Raw genomic sequence first — 22,071 nt, 5'->3', positions numbered from 1 at the left:
CGACCTCTATTCCCGCCACCGGCTCCTCCAGAAAATAATGTCATCCTTACATGACTTCTCCATCTCTCGATCTGTCAATGAGTGAAAATCCGAGAAAGAGTGAGTAAACAAGAGATTTTATTAATTTATAGTGGGAGGGATATAGATGAGCGTAATTAGTTTAAGGTATGGAATGAACCCCCACCAACAGCACGCACAACTTTACACCAATGGGAGCTTGCCAATCCAAATTTTGAACGGTGAAGCCAGCTACATTAACTTTCTGGATGCCTTAAATGCTTTCCAGCTTGTTCGAGAGCTTAGACGAAGTATCGGCCAACCGTCGGCAGCTTCGTTCAAGCATGTCAGCCCGGCCGGTGCTGCTGTCTATTCCCCGTTGAGCGACTCGCTTGTCAAATCTTATTTTGTGGAGGATATGAAACTGTCCCCTTTGGCTATTGCTTACGCAAGAGCAAGAGGGGGGGATCGAATGTCATCATTTGGCGACTGTGCGGCATTCAGTGATCGGGTTGATGTGACCGTGGCCCATTTACTCAAAAAAGAGGTCTCGGATCTCATTATCGCGCCAGGATATGACGAGGATGCATTGGAGCTTCTCAAAAAGAAAAAGAACGGAAAGTACCTTATACTGGAAATGGATGCGGATTATATACCCGAAAAGATTGAAAGAAGGTCCGTATTCGGCATCACAATGGAGCAAGAGCGAAACGATGCGGAGATTTCGGGGGCGGTCCTGCAGAACATTGTAACAACAGAGCAAGTCATCCCAGACAACGCGAAGAGGGATCTCCTTATTGCTCTTATTACGCTCAAATACACGCAGTCCAACTCCGTTTGTTTTGCGTCAGGCGGTCAGACGATCGGGATTGGCGCAGGGCAGCAGTCACGAATTCATTGTACGCGGCTTGCAGCAGGAAAGGCAGACAATTGGTGGCTCAGACAGCACCCAATCGTAAGTCGAATGGATTTCCGGGCAGGGATATCGCGTACCGAAATGAATAATGCAATAGACGGATGGACGAATGAAGATTTTACATCAGCCGAAGAGATGCAGTGGCGGCATTATTTTAATGCGGTACCTGAACGGTTGACTAAATCCGAGAAACAGAAGTGGCTTGCCGGCTTAAAAGAAGTGTCCTATGCTTCCGATGCTTTTCTCCCTTTCCGCGATAATATCGATCGATCCGCCCAAAGCGGCGTTAAATATGTGGTTCAAACTGGCAGTTCTTTGCGTGATAAACAAGTCATTGAGGCTGCGAACGAATATGGCATGGTAATGGCCTGTTCGGGTATCCGATTGTTCCATCATTAAATTTGCGTGAGGAGTGACAGAAATGGCGCGCGTTCTATATTTATTAATGGCGGATCAGAGGGACATATCAATCCAACGATTGGAGTTGTGCAGGAGCTTGTGTCGCGTGGGGAAGAGGTCGTGTACTTTTGCATAGAAGCGTTCCGGGAGCGTATGGAGAAGACGGGAGCTTCGGTACGGACTTTTGATGGTCAAAAGTTTATCCAGGCTTTTATATCAGGCGGACGGAATTATTTGCTCCAAAGAGTCAGCGGTCTTCTGCTTACGGCAGATATCGTTATCCCCAGTGTTCTTGAACAAATCCAGGGAGAGCATTTTGATTATATCATCCATGATTCCATGTTCGGCTGTGGACGTATGCTTGCCCAAATTCTGAAGCTTCCTGCGATCAGCTCTTGCACTTCTTTTGCCCAGACCGAAGAATCATTCGACACCATAATGGCGCAATCTCTCACAGATGCCCCTGCCGAAATCATGAAACCAATTAACGATAAATTTCAAACCCTGACGGTCATCATCAAGGAAAAATACGGTGCGGAGATTCACTCTCCTTACGAAGTATTTTGTAATCCTGCACCGCTTACCATCGTCTATACAACAAGGGAGTTACAACCTTCCGGCGAAGCTTTTGACACGACTTATAAATTTGTAGGTCCATCCATCACTGCACGGTTAACGCAAGCACACTTCGACTTTACTGCAATCAAGGGAACCCACCCAATTTACATCTCGCTAGGCACAGTCTTTAACCAGGCGAGTGATTTCTACAAGCTCTGTTTCGAAGCATTTGGGAACTCGGAGCATACGATTGTCATGGCTATCGGGGACAGAGTCCGAATTTCTGATTTGGGAAAAATACCTGGGAACTTCATCGTAGACCAATACGTTCCTCAGACGGATGTACTGCAATATGCCAAATTGTTTATAACACATGGCGGAATGAATAGTACCCATGAAGGTCTTTATTACGGGGTTCCGTTAATTGTAATCCCGCAAAGCGCGGATCAGCCGATTATTGCGGAGCAAGTGGCCAAAGCCGGAGCAGGCCTTAAATTGCAAATGCAAGGCTTGACTGTAGAAGAGCTGCGTGATGCTGTGGATCATGTGTTAAGCCGCCCATCTTTCAAGGAAGCTGTAACCAATATAGGGAAATCCCTTCGGGAAGCAGGCGGGTATCATCAAGCTGTTGAGGAGATTTTTGAATTTATGAGTCGTTAGGGACTCCGCACAATCAACTTTAACAGGGCAACTCCATTTTGAACAAACAAAATGGAGTTTTTATATACCTAAAGCCGTATTGGCTGCTGCTCCAGAACATACTTTTTCACTGACTGAACCACGAACCTTATTGTTTAAAATGCACCAGATGTTCGAGCGGCTCGCGTTCCGACACATGCCGGTTATAAGGATGATCTTCCTCCGCGTAACCGAGCAGGATGCCGGTGCGGATTAGGAGATGCTCGGGAATATCCAGCTCTGCACGCAGCAGCTTCGGATAAGCGACAGAGCTGAAGGCAGGCACAGACTGAATGCCGTGCTGCTCCGCCGACAGCATGAGATAGCCCCCGAAGGTGCCCAGATCCATGATTGACCATTCTGTCAGTGTACGGTCCTGGCACAGAATGGCCAACGCCGGAGCATTGAAGAACTGGAAATTATTCCGCCAGTTGGCTGCTCTCGCTTCCTGATCCTCGCGGGCAATGCCGACGTTCTCGAACAGACGGATGCTGTTGCGGCGGCTGCGGTCCTGCAAGTCCTCCGGCCATGTCTGCGGCATAGGGACCTCCGGGGCGTAGGGTTCAGACCGGTCATGTGTTTCCAGATAGGACTTACGAAGCCGCTCCAGAGCAGCACCGGTCACTACGTACACCTCCCATGGCTGGGTATTGGACCAGGATGGAGAACGAAGCGCATCTTCGAGCAGTTCGCGAAGCAACTTGTCGGGAATGGGGCGATTAGGGTCAAAGCGGCGTTGATTTAGGGTATGGGAGGAGTGTAATCTTTACCTAACGTTCTAGCAAGTACGCACATTTATGTTGTATAGGAACCATTTTGTGCCTAATGGAAAGGGGAGCAGTATCATGACATTCGCAGAGGTGGACAATCAGCCATATTCCGGATGCCCCGTCAGCGTCACGCTGGAGGTCATTGGCGGTAAATGGAAGGGGGTAATCCTGTATCATTTGCTGTCCGGGACCAAAAGATATAATGAACTCCGCCGGCTGCAGCCGGAGGTCACTCAGCGCATGCTTACGCTGCAGCTCCGCGAACTGGAGGAGTACGGCATCGTTCACCGTGAGATATATAGACAGATCCCGCCGCGTGTCGATTATTCCTTGACCGAATTCGGCCAATCGCTCGGGCCAATCATTATTGCGATGAAGGAATGGGGAGAGCGCAATAAGCAGGCAATCTACAGCGTCAAGGCGAAATGCAGCGAACCGGAGAAGCCGGGCGGCTCCGCACCTGCGGGTGAAGCGTAATGTTGGACTATAGGAGCAGGGTAGGTCACTCTCTATGGAAAACAAAGTGTAAACAAGCCTATGCGAGCTTTTTTGTTGTGCAACACAATGATTGGGTTTGAATGGTAGATTCAATTATTAGAATAGGGCGTTATCCCATTTGTATATAGGTTGTGCACTAACTTGAAAAATTCTTCTGACGATAAATCCTTTTGTCGCTGGAGCCAAAGACGAAATAAAGAAAGAGAGGTTGACAGGTGAAACTCAATTAAGTATGGCGTTAAGGAATAGTTGTGCGTAAAATTGATGAAAAGGATAAGGTGTAGAAAACCTCGCCAAATTATTTAAAACAGCAAAACTCCCCTACAAAATTAATAAGGATATGAAAGCGTATCTGATCACACATTCAGTATCGGACATTGCCATGCTTGGCGTTTTGCATTCTGACGATAAGATTAAGTCAAAATGACATTGATATGGGAGTATAAGCCTCCGACTCTCGAATCGAATGACACATCAACGGGATTTAAACTTCGACTTTTCTAATCTGCTCTGTTCACGCATAGCCTGCATCTGTCTGGCATGTCTTGCTTCACGGCGGCTTTCTCTCGCTTTGAGTTGGCCGAGCATAATGAGCAGCCCCAGGGTGCCGAGCACATAAGAAACGATATGATTTACTTCATTCCACAGGTTTGCAGCAGTCAGGAACAATACCGCTCCAATGATTGTGGCAACAATCCGTCCTGTATTCTTATTTTGCGTATCTATTAATTTTTTCTCAAAGGAGCTCGATAACTTTACCCGCAAATTTCCGCTATCCATTTTATCGACTACAGAAATAAACTTCTTTGTCGTAGGAATGATTCCTTTTAGAAGATTCTTGCCTTCATTGACAACGGTGGAAACAGCACTTCCTCGCAGATCGCCACGCATAACCTCTTCGACGTAAGGCTTAGCGGTCCCAATCAAATCAAGCTCAGGGTCCAGTCCTAGACAAAGTCCATAAACTGTTATCATTGCTTTTCCCAAAAATGTGGTGTTTGCAGGTAACTGAAAGGGCTGAGAATAGAGGAAATGGCGTAACTCTTCTGAATTGTCACCTGACGTCACAAAACTCAAGTCAAACGTATCACCGTTAAGTTGTTCGAATAATAACGTAAGATTCCTTGAAAACACCTCTAAGTCTACATTCCGTCTTAAAAATCTTAAACGATTAAGGGCATCAATTGCGCCGTGAGCATCCTTTAAATACACAGCCATTACAAGTGCTATCATCTGCGCCTTCATATCATCTGCAATTCGTCCGACCATCCCAAAATCGATTAATGCTATTGTGCCGTCAGGCTGCACGAGGACATTTCCCGGGTGCGGGTCTGCATGAAAGAAACCTTCCACCAGAATCTGCTCTATAAATATTTCCATCAATGACTTCGCTAATTTAGTCCGATCAACACCCCAAGCATCAAGCTTAGCAAAATCGTTGATTTTTGCACCTTCTAAAAACTCCATGGTTAAAACTTTTGAAGTTGTATAGGACCAATGAATGCCTGGAACAACGATATCATCCCGATGGATCAACTGCATCTGAAAGTCTTCGGCATTTCGTCCCTCTTTTTGATAATCGAGCTCTGCCATAACGGTTTCGTAGAACTCATCATACACGGCATCGAGGTCCATGAAGTCTGCAATCTTCGTCTGGCGTTTCAATAATCGAATAGCAACTTGTATGGATTTCCAATCAATGGCGATAATATCCTCGACTCCAGGACGCATCACTTTCACTGCGACTTCTTCACCTGTTCGCAAGGTCGCCCGATGTACCTGTCCTAAGGAAGCCGCAGCGATAGGAGTCGGACTAAACTCAGCAAAAATCTCGTCAATGGTTGCGCTGAGCTCACTCTCCAGCCTATGTTTGATCTCGGTAAAATCCACTGACGCTACAGAATCCTGCAGCTTGGACAATTCATCAATGACTTCCTTCGGCAAAATATCCACTTGCGCACTCACATGCTGACCCAGCTTGATAATTAATCCGCCCATATCCATTGCAGTCTTCGTAAAATAAGCTGCCTGTTTTCGATATAATGCTTTTGTTCTGGCTTCCAAGCGCCGTCTCGGAATAAAGTGCTTTTGCCTGCCCAGCCACCAGAAATCCCAAGCAAACTTAAAAATCATTCGCATAGTTCTTCTGAATCTGACATCCTTCATCAATTGAAAGAATTCACTCATCCTTGCTGCATCCTTAATCTCTCCTTATGATGTACAATCTGCACAATAGTATGTTATTTCATACTAATCATATTTTCAAGGAAGCTCATTTTTCATGCATAGGAATCAGCAGGATATCATATCGGAACTCCGAATTGTTAACGTATAAAGTGCACATAAGGAGAGGAACCTATGGCCGAGAATAAACTACTAAGAATGGACAATGTCGGCATCGTTGTAGAATCCCTGAATGACGCAATTTCTTTCTTTGAGGAGATTGGTTTGAAGCTCGAAGGGCGGGCCATTGTTGAAGGTGAATGGGCTGGTCGCGTAACCGGACTGGGTTCTCAGAACGTAGAGATTGCTATGATGGTTACCCCGGATGGCCACAGCCGGCTTGAACTTTCGCGATTTGTTAACCCGCCTACGATATCAGATCACCGGACTGCTCCTGTGAACGCTCTCGGTTATCTGCGTGTGATGTTCACTGTTGAAGACATTGATGAAATGGTATCCAGACTCACTAAGCACGGTGCTCAGCTCGTCGGCGAAGTGGTTCAGTACGAGGACTCGTACCGGCTCTGCTACATTCGTGGAACCGAAGGACTGTTAATCGGTTTAGCGGAACAACTCGGAAATAAATAAGTAAAGCATGTGTTAGGGTCTTCATCGTTATTCGCTTCGTAATATCGCTACCATAATCCTGCGGCATAGCAATCACCTATCAAATCGTATAGTTAAATACTTCATTAACACCAGTGTACCGGACAAATGCGAGGGATATAATAGCGATATAACAAGGGGGGGAACACAATGCCTATTAAACGCTTTCATATTCAATAAATTTGCTGCCGCAGGCGGGGAAATTGGGTCTGGCGTTACAAGATACCTGGCATCAAACCATCCCGAACTGTTATTTGGAATCCACCTAACCGATGTGTGTCTCAAATATTATCAGCTCCCGAAAGGGGAATCTGCTGGAGGAGATCACCCACAACGACCACATCTTATTTGTCTGCCTGTTTGAAAAGGCTAAGGGGAAAATGCTTGTAGAAAATAATTATCGGTACCGAGAGGGAGTTCCAATTACCGAATATTATTATAATTGCGGCAAAACCCTGGGGAGACTGCACCAAATATCGAAAGGGTATACGCCTGTCCATCGCCGATTTAGCTTTTTTGACAAATACAATGCCGAATATATTGATAAACTGATACCGTGTTCCTTGCCTTTGCTTAAGGAGAAAGATGGTAGAACTCCTTGATACCTTACAAGGATTGGATATGAGCCTGGAGACTTTTGGTATGATCCATTTCGATTACAATGATGGGAATTATTCGATAGATTTTGATACCGGACAAATAACTGTATATGATTTCGATAACTCATGTTTCGGTTGGTATATGTTTGACTTGGCCAGTATCTGGGGAAACGGCGTGGGCTGGATACAATTTGAACCAGACGCTAGTAAACGCAGAAAGTTCATGGATGATTATTTTGAGATAGTCCTCGCGGGATACAGATCCGAGACCAATCTCGAAGACTCGATGCTGGATAAGTTGCCGTTATTTATCCAAGTCAATCTTATGGAAAATATATTAGGCAGATTCGAGGATATGGGCAACAATTGGGAAGAGTCTGAGTGTAACGAGGAGCTGTCGTATCTTATAAAATGTCTGGAAGAAGATATCTTGTACATGGGATTTTTCCATGAGATTTACTCTAGTGAAGAGCCGTTTGGCGGCTAAGATCGCCAATTTTAGAGAACAAATTCATTCGGAGCGGTTTCTGTCTCTAGATTACTGAATGAAAACAGCGGCAGCCCTGGACACCCCGCCCTGGTCTGTCGCTGTTTGATTTTTTCCAGGAACGACATGCCTACAGGGGGACTTCGATCTGTCTCTGTTCTTTAAAATACACCCAGGAGGTGAAGCCGATTTCCTTAAGCCTTGCGGCAACCTGCTCAAGCTCATCCCCGACGCGGGAAGGCTTGTGCGCATCCGAGCCGAAGGTAACCGGCACGCCGTACCGCAGCGCCCGCTCCAAAATATCGTCGGACGGATACCATCCGCCGCTGAGCTTCGTTTTGCCGGATGTGTTGATTTCGATGGCGACACCGGAGTCGCCGATGATCTTCAGGCATTCGTCCAGCGGACCGGGGGCGGGGATGTCGGAGAAGCCGGGATAGTTGCCCTTCATCGCGTCGATATGGCCCAGAATCTGGAACATGCCGCTGCGGGCGGACTCCCCGATCAGGCGGTAGTATTCGGTCTTGACGGCGATTTGTTCCTTGGCCCCGAGATGCTTCCAACGGTTCTTGTTGAAAATGCTGACCCCGCCCGTGCTGTGCACCGACCCGATAATATAATCGAACGGATAGGAGTTCAATACCTGGCGGTAGGCTTCCACATGCTCGGGGAAAAAGTCGGATTCAATGCCAAGCAGAACGTCGATAACCCCGTCATATTCCTTCTTCAGCGACAAGACCTCTTCCACATAATTCGCGAATTCCGATTTCGCCATGGCAATATGGGGAAAAGCACGGTCTTCCGGATGTCCGAAGTACGGCGTGTGATCCGAAATGCCTATGACTTTAAGTCCGTTTTGGATGCCGGCTTCAATATAATCCCGGATGTTTCCATCAGCGTGGCCGCAGCGGAAATGATGGGTGTGCAGGTCAAATTTCATATTTATGCATCTCCTTTTGGCCAGAATGGGTTGACTGTCAGCACGTTATTCCGAACCGATAAAATGTGTCTCCGGCATTCCCTTCAAGTCGCTCAGGAACTGCCGCATCGCCGAGCCTACATATTTGCCCGATTTGGTTATGACTCCAACGGGATGCGTTACTTCAAGCTCCATGATCGGGATGATCTTGAGCGTTCCGGCGCGGACTTCCTCAGCCACCGACTGCTTGGAGATGATACCTGCCCCCAGATCAAGCTCCACCATCCGCTTGACCTCCTCGCTGCTCGTCAGCTCCATGATCACATGGCTCTGGATGCCGTGTTTTGCAAAGACCTCCTCGGCGAACATGCGGCCCACGGTGTCGGGAGAGAGCAGAATAAGCGGCGTCTGGCCGAGCACTTCGACTCTGGCCATGCCGGGCTGCGCCGCCAGCGGATGTCTCGGAGAGACGACAAGCTCGAAGGTGTCGTAATACAGAACCGAGGTTGTCATTCCCGGGCTGTCGCCGATCAGATACCCGATGCCTACGTCGACAAGGCCGTTCTCGACATGCTGATAGATCTGCGTGGAGGACATGGACTGAATCGATGTCTTGATAAGAGGAAATTGGTCCTGGAAATAGGAAAGAATGCGCGGCAGAATCTGTATGGCGATGGATGTTGTCGTACCGAGTATAATATGCCCCTGTGGTGTTTCGTCCAGATCGGCGAGCCTGTGCTTGAGGTCATCGACAATGTTAACGATTTGCTCCGCATGCGCAAGGAACACCTTGCCTTTATCCGTCAGCGTAACCGGCTGGTTTCGATCGACCAGTTGGGTCTTGAACTCTTCCTCAAGGCTTTTGATCTGCGCGGAGACCGCAGGCTGGGTCAGATTCAGCAGCTCTCCCGCCTTGCGGAAGCTCATCGTCTTTGAAATCATGATTAGCGTCTCCAGTTGGCTGATGTTCATGCGGATGCCCCCTTTTGCCAACCTGTGTTGACCTGTATTTATGTATATATCTTACGCCATATGTCGGCATTTGATTAAATTATAGGAGATTACGAAGATCAGGGCAATGACACCGCTCACCCCGCAAATTAATTATGACCAGAGGCCTTAATTTTTGGTGAATTTTGCCGATAAATGAGATATAATATGGTTTATTGGACATGGGACTTTGGTAACATGGAATCAAACCGGAAAAGGGGGACACAGCACTAGTATGAAGGCGGAAGTCATAAATCCATTTTTGGAATCTGCGCGTGTCGTTATTGAACAGGTGATTCAAGTGTCGCCGTCTACCGGGAATCTGGGAATTAAAGAGATTGAGCTGATCGATAATCATATATGGATTAAAGTCGGGATGACAGGGCAGCTTAGCGGTGATATCGTCTTCGGCATTGCGGAACAAGTGGCGCTGCGCATGGTGTCTGCAATGATGGGCGGCTATCCGATTGCCGAAATGGATGAAATGGGGCAGAGCGCCATATCCGAGCTTGGGAACATGATCAGCGGCAACGCAAGCACCATTCTCTCCAGCCAGGGAGTGGCTGTGGATATTACGCCGCCGCAGGTGATGAAGTCGGAGAATCTGGTGGCTTTCCTCCCGCGCAAGGCGCTAAGCATTCCCTTGCTGATGGACGGCATCGGCGAACTGGATATTCAGGTGATGATCTCTTAATATGGTTGATAGGAATATCATCCTATAAGAGACAGGAGCTGAAAGCTCGCAATGGAGCTTAAAGGGAAGATCGCAGTCATTACCGGCGCTTCCAGCGGCATCGGGGCGCTTACAGCGCAGCTGCTCGGCAGCCGGGGAGCCATTCCGGTTCTTCTGGCGCGTTCGGAGGAGAAGCTGCAAGAGGTGGCGGCCGGAATACCGGGGCCTTACGGCCTCCATGTCTGTGATGTCAGCCAATCCCGCGATGTGGAGATCACGTTCGCGAAGATTTACGAGACGTACGGCACAATCGATATCCTGCTTAACAATGCCGGTTACGGCAAGTTTGAGGATTTCACCGATATGCCGGTACAGGAATTTGACGACATGATGAATGTCAATTATATGGGCGTTGTCCGCTGCACGAAGGCGGTCGTACCGCATATGCTGGAGTGCCGCAGCGGTCATATTGTCAACGTTGCTTCGATGGCCGGCAAGATCGGCACTTCGCGTTCCGCGGCCTATAGTGCATCGAAGCACGCGGTGATCGGATTTACCAATGCGCTGAGACAGGAGCTGCGCCATAGCGGAATTGTCATCTCCTCAGTCAACCCGGGACCGATTGAGACGAATTTCTTCAAGGTTGCCGACCCTTCGGGCAGCTATGTGAAGAACGTGGGCAGCTTCATGATGCCCGCCCAGTATGTGTCCGAAAAGATCATCAAGCTGATGGAGAAAGGCAAGGAGGAATTGGACCTCCCCCTCCTGGCGGCTATCGGCATCCGCCTGTACGGCCTGGCTCCGCGCCTGGCCGACAGACTGACCTACAATATGCTGAACCGGAAATAGACATCGGACTTCTCATCAGGCATCAGGCCTTCCATTTGGTGGATAGGCCTTTTTGGCATATAATGAAGGAATAACTACTGTGAAAAGGATGAATATCCCTATGAATAAAGCTTCTTTTGCGGCAATCGGCATCCAGGAGGATCTGGCGGCCAGGCTGTCGGAGTTCGGCATTACCGAGCCATCCGACGTGCAGGCCGAGACCATTCCGCTCCTGCTCGAAGGCCGTGACGTGCTGGCGGTATCCCAGACCGGCACGGGCAAGACGCTGGCCTATCTCCTGCCCCTTCTTCAGGGGATCGATTCGGATCGCCGGGCGGTGCAGAAGCTGGTGCTTGCGCCCACGCAGGAGCTGGCGATGCAGATTGTACGCGAGGCGGAGCGATACGGCGAAGGCCGGGGCATCCGCACGATGGGATTGATCGGCGGCGCGGCGATCGGCCGGCAGATCGAACGGTTGCGGGAGCATCCGCAGCTGGTCGTCGGAACGCCAGGCCGCGTGCTGGAGCTGATCGGGCTGCGTAAGCTGAAGATGCACGAGGTGAGCACCATCGTGATCGACGAGGCCGACCAGCTCTTCAAGGTCGGCGGAGCGGGCGAAGCCGAGAAGATTATCGCGAGCGCCCTGCGCAGCCGGCAGCTGGCGATGCTGTCGGCCACCGTCGGACCGGAGACGCGGGCGCTGTCGGCCAAGGTCATGAGAGACCCGGCCGAGATCGGCATCGACCCGGAAGCGAAGACCGCACGGACGCTGGAGCATCTCTATATTGTCTCCGAGGAGCGGGACAAGGTCGATGTGCTGCGGCGGGTGCTGCGGCACTACAATGCGCCTCGGGCTATTGTATTCGCCAATACGGCGGAGGTGATCGCCGAGGTCGAAGCGAAGCTGAACTACCTCGGGATTACCGCCGGTGCGCTGTATGGCGACGCCGACAAGGTGACGCGCAGCACCGTGCTGGGCCGTTTCCGCGAGGGCAAGTTCCGTGTGCTGGTAGCGAGCGACGTGGCGGCGCGGGGGCTGGACATCGAGAACCTCACCCTCGTCGTGAGCTTCGATCCGGCCTTCGACGCGGAGCATTATGTGCATCGCGCGGGCCGCACAGGCCGCATGGGACGCAGCGGCCTGTCGATGTCGATCGTCACGGCGCAGCAGACGTTCATCATGCGCAAGTTTGCCCGCGAGCTCGGCATTGAGGTCGCCGAGCGGGCGCTGTACGGCGGCAAGATTCTGCCGCCGGAGGAGCTGCGCGGCGGCGCCGGGCCACGCCCCGGCAAGCCGCGCAGCGCGGGGCCGGCGGTCCGCACCGCCGGCATCTCTTCCCGCGCCGCCGCCGGAACCGGCGGCGCATCGGCACGGCCGGCCGGACGCGAAGCCGGCGGCCAGCGGCGGGAGCCGGGCGCCGGAAATGCGGCGCCCGGTGCGAGAACGGCCCCGGGCGGGCGCGGGGCCAAGGCTGCTCCGGCGCCGGGCAAGGCGGCCCGGAGCGCGGAGCGCGAGCGCAACCGCAAGAACAAGGGTGCGCCGAAATGGCTGAAGGACAAACGGTCGGGAGGTGACGGCCAATGAACGAAGCCCCCGTCCTTCAGATATCCGGACTGACCGGCGGCTACAGCCTGAACAAGCCGGTGCTGCACGATATTTCCCTTCGGGTACAGCCGGGGGAGATGGTCGGGCTGATCGGCCTGAACGGGGCAGGCAAGAGCACGACGATGAAGCATATCCTCGGCCTGATGACGCCCCATAAAGGCGAAATCGCCGTTCAGGGGAAGAAGCGGGAGCAGGACCCGGAGGTGTATCATGGCGCCCTGTCCTTTGTCCCGGAATCCCCGCTTCTGTATGAGGAAATGACCGTCCGGGAACATGTGGAGTTCACGGCGAGGTCATACGGCGTGAACCGCGCTGACTATGAAGCGCGCAGCAAGCGGCTCGCCGAGCTGTTCCGGATGGAAGACAAGATGGATACGCTGTCCGGGCATTTGTCCAAAGGGATGAAGCAGAAGGTGATGATCATGTGCGCGTTCGTGGCGAGCCCCGCGCTATATGTCATCGATGAGCCTTTTCTGGGACTTGATCCGCTTGGCATCCGCTCGCTGCTCGATTTCATGCTGGAGATCCGGAATTCCGGGTCATCCATTCTGCTCAGCTCTCATATTCTGTCCACCATCGAGAATTATTGCGACCGGTTCATCGTGCTGCATCAGGGCAAGGTAATCGCCGAGGGAACGCTGGCCGATATCGGAAGAGCCGCCGGCAGACCGGGTCTGCCGCTGGAGCAGCTGTTTTACGATCTGGTGCAGGGAGGGAAATAGCATGGATCTCCGCCAGCTTCAGGGAGACCGCCGGCACCGGGCTGCCGGGGCTATTCTTCCTTATGTCGGCTACATCATCCAGAGCGGCGTGGCGTTCGTGCTTATGTTCATCCTGATCGCCTTCTCCGCCTGGTACACCGCGCTGCTGCGCGATCTTCCGGCGGGTATTCCCATCCGCTGGATTATGCTGGTCATTCTTGTACCCGCCGCAGTGCACAGCAGCTTCCGCACTTACCTTCAGCCGGCGGACTCCATCTTTCTGCTGCCCCAGGAGCACCGGATGGCGGAGTATTTCCGTCCCGCCTGGATCAGGGGGATCGTGTGGAAGACCATTCGGCTCGCGGCCGTGGTGATATTGCTGTGGCCTTTGTACATACGCACCGAAGATGTGCCCAAATCGCTGCATGCTACCCTGCTTGTATTGCTTGGCGTCAAGCTTCTGGCCTCATACGGCTGCTGGCGGGAGTTGAAAATGACGTCCAGAGCGGCGACGGCGGGATACCGGCTGCTGCGCTGGGGCGTCGGCGGGCTGATTGCCGCAGCTTGGCTGTGGCAGCCGCTTCACAAGGGACTCGGCTTCTCCTTCCTGTTGTCCGCTGCGTACTTAGCTTCGCTGGCGATTCCTGCGCGGCATGCCGTCCCTTGGGAGCGGCTGATCGCGCTGGAGAAATCGCAGAGCGGGAGAGCGATTATGGTGCTGGGATGGTTCGTCGAGGTGCCGGGCCGCCAGCAGCGGGTCTATGCGCGGAGCTGGCTGTCCCGGTGGGGAAGCAGCTTGCCTTGGAGCAAAGACAGCGCATATCGCTATCTGCTGACCAAGAGCTTCGCCCGGGGAGATATTTTAAGCATCGTGCTGCGGATCGGCGTCCTCGGTCTGCTGCTGATCGGCTGGACCCGGAGCGGTCTATTGGCGAACGCCCTGTATCTGTTCTTCCTGTTCATCATCGGCATTCAGCTTTCAGCCTTGTCTAAGCTTCACGGGGAGTCGTTCTGGCTGTCGGTATATCCGCTGCCGGGGAACAGCCGGAGCCGCAGCACGGTCGCATTCGTCTTCCGGCTGCAGCTCGTCTTCGCGCTCGTTCTCTGGCTGCCTCTCGCCGCAGCGGGAACGGATCTGCTGCTGCGTTCCCTGCTGACGCTCGCCGCAGGGCTTGTGATGGTTCTGTTCAGCCGCTCGCGGCTGGACCGGAAGCTGCGGAATCCGGAGGATGACGAGCTGTAGGCGTCCGGTCCTGGGCCGGTGGTGTAGAGTGGCTGGTCCCGGGCTGGTGATGTGGAGTGTCAGGCGTGGGGTGGCGTAAACACCGCCGAACCGGCCATCAAGATGGGACGGGTTTGACTTACGGGTCTGGCCTTCCGACACGATCCGCGCAGGCTGTCCCATGCTTTAGCAGAACTTTCATAAAGGCTTCTTTCACCCGAATCCGGGCGGAAAGAGGCCTTTTTTGAGCTAGACCCCGGACGGCCTTTCATCGGCAGAACTTTATCCGTCTGTTCGACCGCGCGGATTTATGTATATAATACGGATTGTCGAATCATATACCATTCTGCCTGCGGCTTGCGGCATTCAGTTCAGGCGGCGGAAAGGACGGCTACATGAGATCCAAGAAAAACACGCTGGGGCTGCGGCTGATCCAGCTCTTTGCCGCCATAACGATTCCCTTGCTGGCGGTGCTGTTCGCGGCGGGGTACTACGCCAAGGATGTCGTGTTGACGCAGGTGTCAAGGTCCTATCAGAATCTGGTCAACTCCAATCTGAAGATGATGGAGAGCAGCTTGCAGGACATCACGATCAATCTGGTTGACATCGTTGACCATGACGAGAATTTTCAGAAATTCGGCAGGCCGGGCCTGACGGACTCCGAGTATTATTTTGCCCGTATGGGCATTATGCAGAGAAACCAGTCCTACCAGGCCTATTATCACACCGTCGACATGTTCTACCTGTACTCCAGTCCCAATGATACCTTGACCCTCTCCAATGTGCTGGGTACGAACGAGGCATACATGGATCAGGTGCGCGCCTGGATTACCGGGGCGGTCGGCAATACCGACCGGCTGAAACGGCTGCAATATAAATGGTCGATTGTGAAGATCGGCGGCGATTACTATCTGAACCGGACAGTCGGCAACGAACTGAGCAATCCCGCCTACATCGGCGCGTTGATCCGGATGGACTCGCTCCGCTCGCCGCTTGGCAACCTCAACCTGCAATCCGGCGGCGACGTGCTGATCGTCGACAACGACGGCAAGGTGCTGACCGGCGCATCGTCCACGCTGGGCGCGGATTTCCGGCTGCCCCGCGAGAAGCTGAACCAGAATTCCTCTTTTTCCTTCTCAGAAGGGGGCAGGAAGCTGGTCGTTGTCTCCAGCCAGTCGGCCGCGCTTGGCATCAATCTGGCTGTGGTCATCCCTTACTCGGAGCTGCTGCGGGGATTGAATGCGTTTCAGGCCGTCATCTATGTGCTGCCCTTTCTCATTCTGCTCATTCTGCTGATCTATCTGTATTATTTCCGGCGGATGGTCATCCGCCCGATCCTGAATTTGCTCGGCGGCATTCACCGCATCCGGGACGGAGCGATGGAGACCAAGCTGCCCGACTCCAATCTGGTGGAGTTCCAGGCGCTGAACCAGGCGTTCAACAGCATGGCGGTCGAGATTCAAGACCTGAAGATCGATGTGTACGAGGAGCGGCTGAACGCGCAGAAAGCGGAGATGAAGCATTTGCAGACGCAGATTAACCCGCATTTTTTCCTCAATACGCTGAACATCATCTTCCAGCTTGCCGATTTGCAGCGTTACGAGCTGGTGAAGAAAACGGTCCGCCATCTGGTGCAGTATTTCCGGTTCATGCTTCAGGCCAAGGACAGCAGCATTACGCTGGAGCAGGAGCTGGAGCATATCCGCAACTATCTGGAGATTCAAAAGATGCGCTACCAGCAGTCTTTTGAATTTCAGATTGATCTGTCCGAAGACATCCGGCATGCCTGCATCCCGTCGCTGACGGTCCAGCCCTTTGTGGAGAACGCGATGATTCACGGCATCAGTCTCAAGGGAGAGGTGTTCCGGCTATCCATTGCCGCCTCTCCTGACGAAGACCGGCCCGGATGGATGGTCATCGAAGTGGCGGACAATGGCAAGGGCGCTGACGACGAGCAATTGCGGGAGCTGAATGCGCCGGACTATCAGCCGGCCTCGGAGGACCGGCATATCGGCATTTGGAATGTGAAGAAGCGGATTGCGATGCGATACCGCGAGAGAGCGTCCATCGGATTCAGCCGGGTAGAGCCCACGGGCTTCCGCGTGAGATTGATGCTGCCGCTGGAATATACGGAAGGAGAATGACCATGAATCAAATGCTGGTTGTGGATGACGAGCAGTTCGCGGTGGAGGGTATCGTGCATGGCCGCGATTGGAGCTTGCTTGGCATCGGGAAGGTGTTTACGGCCAATGGGGCCGACGAGGCCCGGAAGATTCTGACCCGGGAGCGGATCGACATTCTGATCTGCGACATTGAAATGCCGGACGAGGATGGCCTGTCGCTGGTCGGCTGGGTCAGGGAGCATTCGCCGCACACGGAGTCGCTGTTTCTCACCTGCCACACCGAGTTCGCCTATGCCAAGAAGGCCGTCAGCCTCGGGAGCTTCGACTATTTGCTGAAGCCCGTCGACGGGGAGGAGCTGTCGGCGGCCGTGACGGGCATGCTCCAGGCGATCAGGGAGAAGGAGGAGCAGCAATCCTATAACGAGATGTACCGCAAGTACCGCTCTCTATGGCAAAAAGAGCAGCCGCGCCGGATCGAGCGCTTCTGGCAGGACCTGCTGTCGCGCCGTATTCTGGGCTTCGGCGATTTCCTCGAACGGGAGCTGGCGGAGGCGGGAGTCGGCCTTGGGCAAGATAGCCGGGTGCTGCCGGTTCTGATCAGCGCCCAGGAATGGGGCAAGCCGCTGGAATCACGGGACCAGGAAATTATGGACTATGCTGTCAAGAAAGCGGCGGAGGAGGTCTGGCTGGAGGGCCGCCGGGGCGAGGTCGTGACCGACAAGAGCGGCGTCCTGTTCGTCCTGCTCTACGGTGAAAGTCCGGCGGAGGGCGGAGAAGCGGCGCCTCCGGCATCCTGCAGCGTCCGGGAACTGACGGAGGCCGGGAACCGCTTCTATGAAGCGTGTCAGGATTACTTCTACTGCTCTGTCACCTGCTACATCGGCGGCTTCCGGACACTGCAAGCGCTTCCGGGGCTATGCGAGAGTCTGAGGGCCATGGAACGCGACACGATTACCCGCACGCCGCCTGTGCTGCTGCATGTCCCCCGGCCGCAGAAGACGGCCGCGGCCGGGCTCCCGGAGGAGATTCATCTGTCGGGCCTGGTCGCCCCCATGCTGAACGGTGAGCGGGAGACGGTGACCCGCTATATCCACGATCTGGTGGAGCGGATGGAGGAGCGCGCCAGTCTGCACGGTCAGCATCTGGAGTCGCTGCATCAGGATACGCTTCAGATCATTTATCATTTTCTTCAGGTCAAGGGGATCAGCGCCAGCGATGTTCCGGGCTTCTCCGCCTGGGCTTCGGCCCGGGTGCGCGGTCTGCGCCAGTACATGCACTGGGCGGAGGGGTTGGCTGCGGCGGTGATGGAGACGGCGTTCGAGCCGGAGGAGACGGACGGCGTGATCCAGCGCTCCATCCGCTATATCCAACAGAACGTGGAGGAAGAGATTTCGCGGGAGAGCATCGCCGACCATGTCGGCCTCAACCCGGCCTATCTGTCCCGCCTGTTCAAGAAGGAGACCGGCCAGAACCTGATCGACTTCCTCATCACCGCCAAAATGAACCGGGCCCGCGACCTGCTGGACACGACCGTCATGACGGTCAGCGCCGTCGCACAGCAGGTCGGATACAGCAATTTTTCCCATTTTACCAAAATGTTCCGCAAGCAGTTCGAAGTCAATCCCCAGGAATACCGGAAAGTCACAAAACGAATGGACTGAGGTTACAAAAACGGCGGGGCCGGCGTCTCCCGCTCTTTATAATGAAGCCATAACGAAACGAAGAAGGTGGGTATATGGCTTCAGTAGAAGCGCTGAAGACGGCGCCGTCCGCGGTGCGCAGCAAGAGAAAAGGGGGAAGGTTCTGGAAGTACAGGGCGCTGATCGTCCTGGCGCTGCCAGGCATCCTGTTGATGTTCATCAACAACTATTTGCCGATGTTCGGCATTTTCCTGGCCTTCAAGGATCTCAACTACACGGATGGCATCTGGGGCAGCGCTTGGGTGGGGCTGGACAATTTCAAGTTCCTGTTCGCCTCGAACGATGCCTGGATGATCATCAAGCACACGCTGCTGTACAACATCAGCTTTCTGCTGATCAACACGACACTGGCGGTGCTGCTGGCGATTTTGCTCAACGAAGTGAAGAACAAGATCGCGTCCAAGTTTTTTCAGAGCACGGTCATCCTGCCGAACTTTATCTCCATGGTTATCGTTGGCTATATCGTATACGGCTTCCTGAACCCGGAGCTGGGCTTCGTGAACAAGTTCATACTGGAGCCGCTTGGCAAGGACGCGGTCAACTGGTACGCCGAAGCGCAGCAGTGGCCGTTCATCCTGACCATCGTCAACGCCTGGAAAAACGTCGGCTATTCCGCAGTCGTCTACCTCGCGGCCATTGTCGGGATCGACTCCGAATACTATGAAGCGGCTGTCATCGATGGCGCCGGGCGGTGGAAGCAGATGACCAAGATCACGATTCCGCTGATTTCTCCGGTTATTATCATCATGACCCTGCTGGCCATTGGCCGTATTTTCAACGCGGATTTCGGTCTGTTCTATCAGGCGACCATGGCTTCCGGCATGCTGAAAGAGACGACAGATGTCATTGACACTTACGTATACAACGCGCTGATGGTAACCGGCGATACCGGGCTTGCCTCCTCCGCGGGTCTGCTGCAATCGGTGGTCGGCTTCATCCTTGTCATTTCCGTCAATCTGATCGTCCGCAAGTTCAGCAAAGAAAATGCGTTGTTCTAGTATGGAAAGCGCTTTATTCCCGGGAGGAGATTTATCATGATCAAGAAAAGGACCCATCCGCTTATTCTCATTGTCCTCACCTTGTTCAGCCTGGCCTGCCTCATTCCGTTCTGGCTGGTGCTGATGATCTCGCTGTCCGACGAGGATTGGGTGACGGTGCACGGTTACAGCTTCTGGCCCGGCAAAATCAGCCTGGTGGCTTACCAGTATCTCATTCAGGATGCTGAGAAAATCGTCCGTGCCTACGGCGTCTCCATCTTCGTCACGGTCGTCGGCGTCATCGTCAGCCTGTTCGTGACCTCGGCGATGGCCTACTCGCTGTCGCGGCGCGAATTCCCCCTGCGGGGCGCGCTGAGCTTCTACATTCTGGTTACGATGCTGTTCTCCGGCGGGCTGCTGCCCTGGTATCTCGTCTACACGCGGTTTCTGCATGTGCAGGATACGCTGCTCGCGCTGATCATCCCCGGCCTCATCGGCGGCTTTAATGTCATTATCATGCGGACATTCTTCACCAACAGCATCCCGCCGTCCCTGATTGACTCGTCCCAGATCGACGGCGCCGGCGAGTTCCGGACCTACTTCAGCATTATTCTGCCGCTGTCGCTGCCGGTTATGGCCACCATTGGGCTGTTCATCACGGTCTCGTACTGGAACGACTGGTTCACCAGCCTGGTCTTCATCCAGAATGAGAAGCTCTTCTCGCTGCAATATTTGCTTAACAAAACACTGATGAATGCTTCGTTCCTCCAGACAATTGCGAACAAGGCGTACAGCAACACAGCGCAGGTGACGACGCCGCTGGAATCGATCCGGATGGCGATGGCCATGATTGCGATCGGACCGCTCGTGCTGGTCTTCCCTTTCCTGCAAAAGTATTTTGTAAAGGGACTTACGGTGGGGGCCGTGAAAGGCTGATCCCGGCCATGGCCGGATTAGTATAGCATTGCAATGCAACAGACAGGCAAGAGTATACCGGGGAGGTTCATGACATGAAATGGATTGGAAAAAGTTCGGCCGTGCTGGCATCGTTGATGCTGACTGCGGCCCTGACCGCCGGATGCGGCGGCAATAACAACGGCGGCGCCTCGGCCTCGTCGCAGCCGGAGGGCTCGGCGGCGTCCGGCGCATCCGGCCTGAAGCCTTACGAAGTCGTGATGGTGTTCCCCGACGCTCCCCAGAAAGACAACGGGCTGGTGCAGTCGGCCATCAACGATTATTTGAAGAAGACGTACCCGGAAATGAATATGACCGTCAAGCTGGAGCCGATTGACTGGGGCGCCTGGAGCGACAAGACCAATCTGATGATGGCCTCCGGCGACAAATTCGATCTGCTGTTCACGGCGGACTGGCTCGGCTTCCAGCAGCAGGTGACCAAGGGAGCGCTGCTTCCGCTGGATGACCTGCTCGCCAAATACGGCCCCGATATCGAGGCCGTCGAGAAGAATTACCATGATCCGGCCAAGCGCGGCGGCAAGCTGTACGGCATTCACACCCATCAGGAGCTGGGCGGCGCGCAAGGCGTGTATCTGAACAAGGAGCTGGTGGACAAGTACAACTTTGACCTCAGCGGATTCAAGTCCGGCAAGGTAGAGGCGCTGGAGCCGATGCTCCAGACGATCAAGGAGAAGGAGCCGGGCATCACGCCGCTTGTGGCGCCGAGCTTTCCGCTGGAGGCGTATTACTCCTCCAGCAGTCTGGATTCCATCGTCAGCATTGCGGCCATCAACACGGTAGGCACGCCGGCCGACGACTATACAGTCATCAATTCATTCACCACGCCGCGCTACATGGAGCTGGCCAAAATGACGAACAAATGGTACAAGGCCGGATATATCAACAAGGACGCGCTGACCCCGGGTCTGGATGCGTGGAAGAAGCTCCAGACAGGCAAAGCTTTCGCCTTTGTTGGCGATATGGACATCGTAGCCGATATGGAAATCGGCAAGGCGGCGCTGTCACCGAACGGTACCATCAAGGCGAACCGCGAAATGCTGCAAATCCCGCTGAGCATCGACCGGCTTCAGACCGGCAAAATGACGGCGACCATGCAAGCGATCTCCAAAACCTCGGAGGACCCGGAGCGCGCCATGATGCTGTTGAACCTGTTCTTCAAGGACAAGAACCTGCTCACGCTGTTTAACTTCGGCATTGAAGGCACCCATTATGTGCTGAAGGACGGCCAGGTGGCCCTGCCGGAAGGCAAGACGACGGACAATATCGGCTATTACCATGATATTATGTGGCAGATTGGCAACCAGATGCTGAACTATACCCGGGTCGGGGAAGATCCGAAGAAGTATTTGAACTACGAGGCGTTCAACAAAAAGGTAACCTCCAATCCTTCGCGTATCTTCGGTTTTGTCTTTGACCCTGAACCGGTCAAGAACGAGTTGATCTCCATCGACAACGCCAACAAGGCATTCGTGGACGGGTTGAAATCCGGCCAGCTTGATCCGGAAGAGAATTTGCAGAAACTGCTGGATAAGCAAAAAGCGGCCGGCGCCGACAAGGTTATCGCCGAGGCCCAGAAGCAGCTTGACGCCTGGCTGGCAACAAACGGCAAGAAATAATGGATTTAAC

Annotated in this window: 18 protein-coding genes and 1 pseudogene; 15 read left to right on the top strand and 4 right to left on the bottom strand. The window is 53.5% G+C overall.

Going from position 1 to position 22,071, the window contains the following annotated elements; all coding sequences use genetic code 11:
* The first annotated feature begins 145 nt into the window (after nt 1-145).
* On the top strand, nt 146-1,312 hold the full coding sequence (locus PSTEL_RS20770; protein WP_038698302.1) for a phosphoribosylaminoimidazolecarboxamide formyltransferase: 1,167 nt from the start codon (nt 146-148) through the stop codon (nt 1,310-1,312).
* Nucleotides 1,313-1,318: 6 nt separating this feature from the next.
* On the top strand, nt 1,319-2,530 hold the full coding sequence (locus PSTEL_RS20765; RefSeq protein ID WP_038698300.1) for a macrolide family glycosyltransferase: 1,212 nt from the start codon (nt 1,319-1,321) through the stop codon (nt 2,528-2,530).
* A gap of 127 nt (nt 2,531-2,657) precedes the next feature.
* On the opposite strand, the pseudogene PSTEL_RS20760 reads toward PSTEL_RS20765, so the two are convergent.
* Nucleotides 2,658-3,272: pseudogene (locus PSTEL_RS20760) on the bottom strand (nitroreductase); the annotation flags it as partial.
* Nucleotides 3,273-3,393: 121 nt separating this feature from the next.
* Here PSTEL_RS20760 and PSTEL_RS20755 point away from each other — a divergent pair.
* Complete coding sequence (locus tag PSTEL_RS20755) at nt 3,394-3,795, top strand: winged helix-turn-helix transcriptional regulator (RefSeq protein WP_038698295.1); 402 nt, start codon at nt 3,394-3,396, stop codon at nt 3,793-3,795.
* A gap of 495 nt (nt 3,796-4,290) precedes the next feature.
* Here the strand turns inward: PSTEL_RS20755 and PSTEL_RS20750 are convergent, their stop codons facing one another.
* A complete protein-coding gene (locus PSTEL_RS20750) occupies nt 4,291-6,003 on the bottom strand; it encodes an ABC1 kinase family protein (RefSeq protein ID WP_052098755.1) in 1,713 nt (570 codons plus the stop codon).
* A 171-nt stretch (nt 6,004-6,174) separates the two neighbouring features.
* On the opposite strand from PSTEL_RS20750, the gene PSTEL_RS20745 reads away from it, so the two are divergent.
* Both PSTEL_RS20745 and PSTEL_RS28595 read left to right on the top strand, forming a co-directional pair.
* A complete protein-coding gene (locus PSTEL_RS20745; RefSeq protein WP_038698293.1) occupies nt 6,175-6,627 on the top strand; it encodes a VOC family protein in 453 nt (150 codons plus the stop codon).
* Nucleotides 6,628-7,230: 603 nt separating this feature from the next.
* On the top strand, nt 7,231-7,731 hold the full coding sequence (locus PSTEL_RS28595) for a phosphotransferase (protein WP_245624997.1): 501 nt from the start codon (nt 7,231-7,233) through the stop codon (nt 7,729-7,731).
* Nucleotides 7,732-7,861: 130 nt separating this feature from the next.
* Here the strand turns inward: PSTEL_RS28595 and PSTEL_RS20735 are convergent, their stop codons facing one another.
* A complete protein-coding gene (locus PSTEL_RS20735) occupies nt 7,862-8,671 on the bottom strand; it encodes a histidinol-phosphatase (RefSeq protein WP_038698291.1) in 810 nt (269 codons plus the stop codon).
* Between the two features lie 45 nt (nt 8,672-8,716).
* Nucleotides 8,717-9,622, bottom strand: coding sequence for a LysR family transcriptional regulator (locus PSTEL_RS20730; protein ID WP_038698289.1), 906 nt, complete (start codon nt 9,620-9,622; stop codon nt 8,717-8,719).
* A 253-nt stretch (nt 9,623-9,875) separates the two neighbouring features.
* On the opposite strand from PSTEL_RS20730, the gene PSTEL_RS20725 reads away from it, so the two are divergent.
* From PSTEL_RS20725 to PSTEL_RS20680, 10 genes are all read left to right on the top strand, one after another.
* Nucleotides 9,876-10,334, top strand: a complete 459-nt coding sequence (locus PSTEL_RS20725) for a chemotaxis protein CheX (RefSeq protein WP_038698287.1) — start codon at nt 9,876-9,878, stop codon at nt 10,332-10,334.
* Nucleotides 10,335-10,385: 51 nt separating this feature from the next.
* A complete protein-coding gene (locus tag PSTEL_RS20720; RefSeq protein ID WP_038698285.1) occupies nt 10,386-11,162 on the top strand; it encodes an SDR family NAD(P)-dependent oxidoreductase in 777 nt (258 codons plus the stop codon).
* Between the two features lie 100 nt (nt 11,163-11,262).
* Entirely contained in the window at nt 11,263-12,726 is a 1,464-nt protein-coding gene (locus PSTEL_RS20715; RefSeq protein WP_038698284.1) for a DEAD/DEAH box helicase, read from the top strand.
* Nucleotides 12,723-13,469 (top strand): ABC transporter ATP-binding protein, encoded by a 747-nt coding sequence (locus PSTEL_RS20710; protein ID WP_038698281.1) that lies wholly within the window; start codon nt 12,723-12,725, stop codon nt 13,467-13,469. Before PSTEL_RS20715 ends, PSTEL_RS20710 begins: the two co-directional genes overlap by 4 nt.
* Nucleotide 13,470: 1 nt before the next feature.
* Nucleotides 13,471-14,691 carry an ABC transporter permease gene (locus PSTEL_RS20705; RefSeq protein WP_038698280.1) on the top strand — a complete coding sequence of 407 codons (1,221 nt, stop codon included), beginning with the start codon at nt 13,471-13,473 and terminating at the stop codon, nt 14,689-14,691.
* A gap of 374 nt (nt 14,692-15,065) precedes the next feature.
* The gene (locus PSTEL_RS20700; RefSeq protein WP_038698278.1) at nt 15,066-16,814 is read left to right on the top strand and encodes a cache domain-containing sensor histidine kinase; all 1,749 of its coding nucleotides are present in this window, start codon (nt 15,066-15,068) and stop codon (nt 16,812-16,814) included.
* Between the two features lie 2 nt (nt 16,815-16,816).
* Nucleotides 16,817-18,454: a helix-turn-helix domain-containing protein gene (locus PSTEL_RS20695; protein WP_038698276.1), complete on the top strand. Its 1,638-nt coding sequence runs from the start codon at nt 16,817-16,819 to the stop codon at nt 18,452-18,454.
* Between the two features lie 74 nt (nt 18,455-18,528).
* Nucleotides 18,529-19,491: an ABC transporter permease gene (locus PSTEL_RS20690; protein ID WP_084065228.1), complete on the top strand. Its 963-nt coding sequence runs from the start codon at nt 18,529-18,531 to the stop codon at nt 19,489-19,491.
* Nucleotides 19,492-19,527: 36 nt separating this feature from the next.
* The gene (locus PSTEL_RS20685; RefSeq protein WP_038698274.1) at nt 19,528-20,406 is read left to right on the top strand and encodes a carbohydrate ABC transporter permease; all 879 of its coding nucleotides are present in this window, start codon (nt 19,528-19,530) and stop codon (nt 20,404-20,406) included.
* A gap of 74 nt (nt 20,407-20,480) precedes the next feature.
* Nucleotides 20,481-22,061 carry an ABC transporter substrate-binding protein gene (locus PSTEL_RS20680; RefSeq protein WP_038698272.1) on the top strand — a complete coding sequence of 527 codons (1,581 nt, stop codon included), beginning with the start codon at nt 20,481-20,483 and terminating at the stop codon, nt 22,059-22,061.
* The last annotated feature ends 10 nt before the right edge of the window (nt 22,062-22,071 follow it).

It is taken from the genome of Paenibacillus stellifer, from assembly GCF_000758685.1.
Taxonomy (GTDB): Bacteria; Bacillota; Bacilli; order Paenibacillales; family Paenibacillaceae; genus Paenibacillus_AQ; species Paenibacillus_AQ stellifer.
The sequence above is the reverse complement of the archived record's forward strand: the minus strand, read 5'-3'. Positions and strand labels throughout refer to the sequence as shown.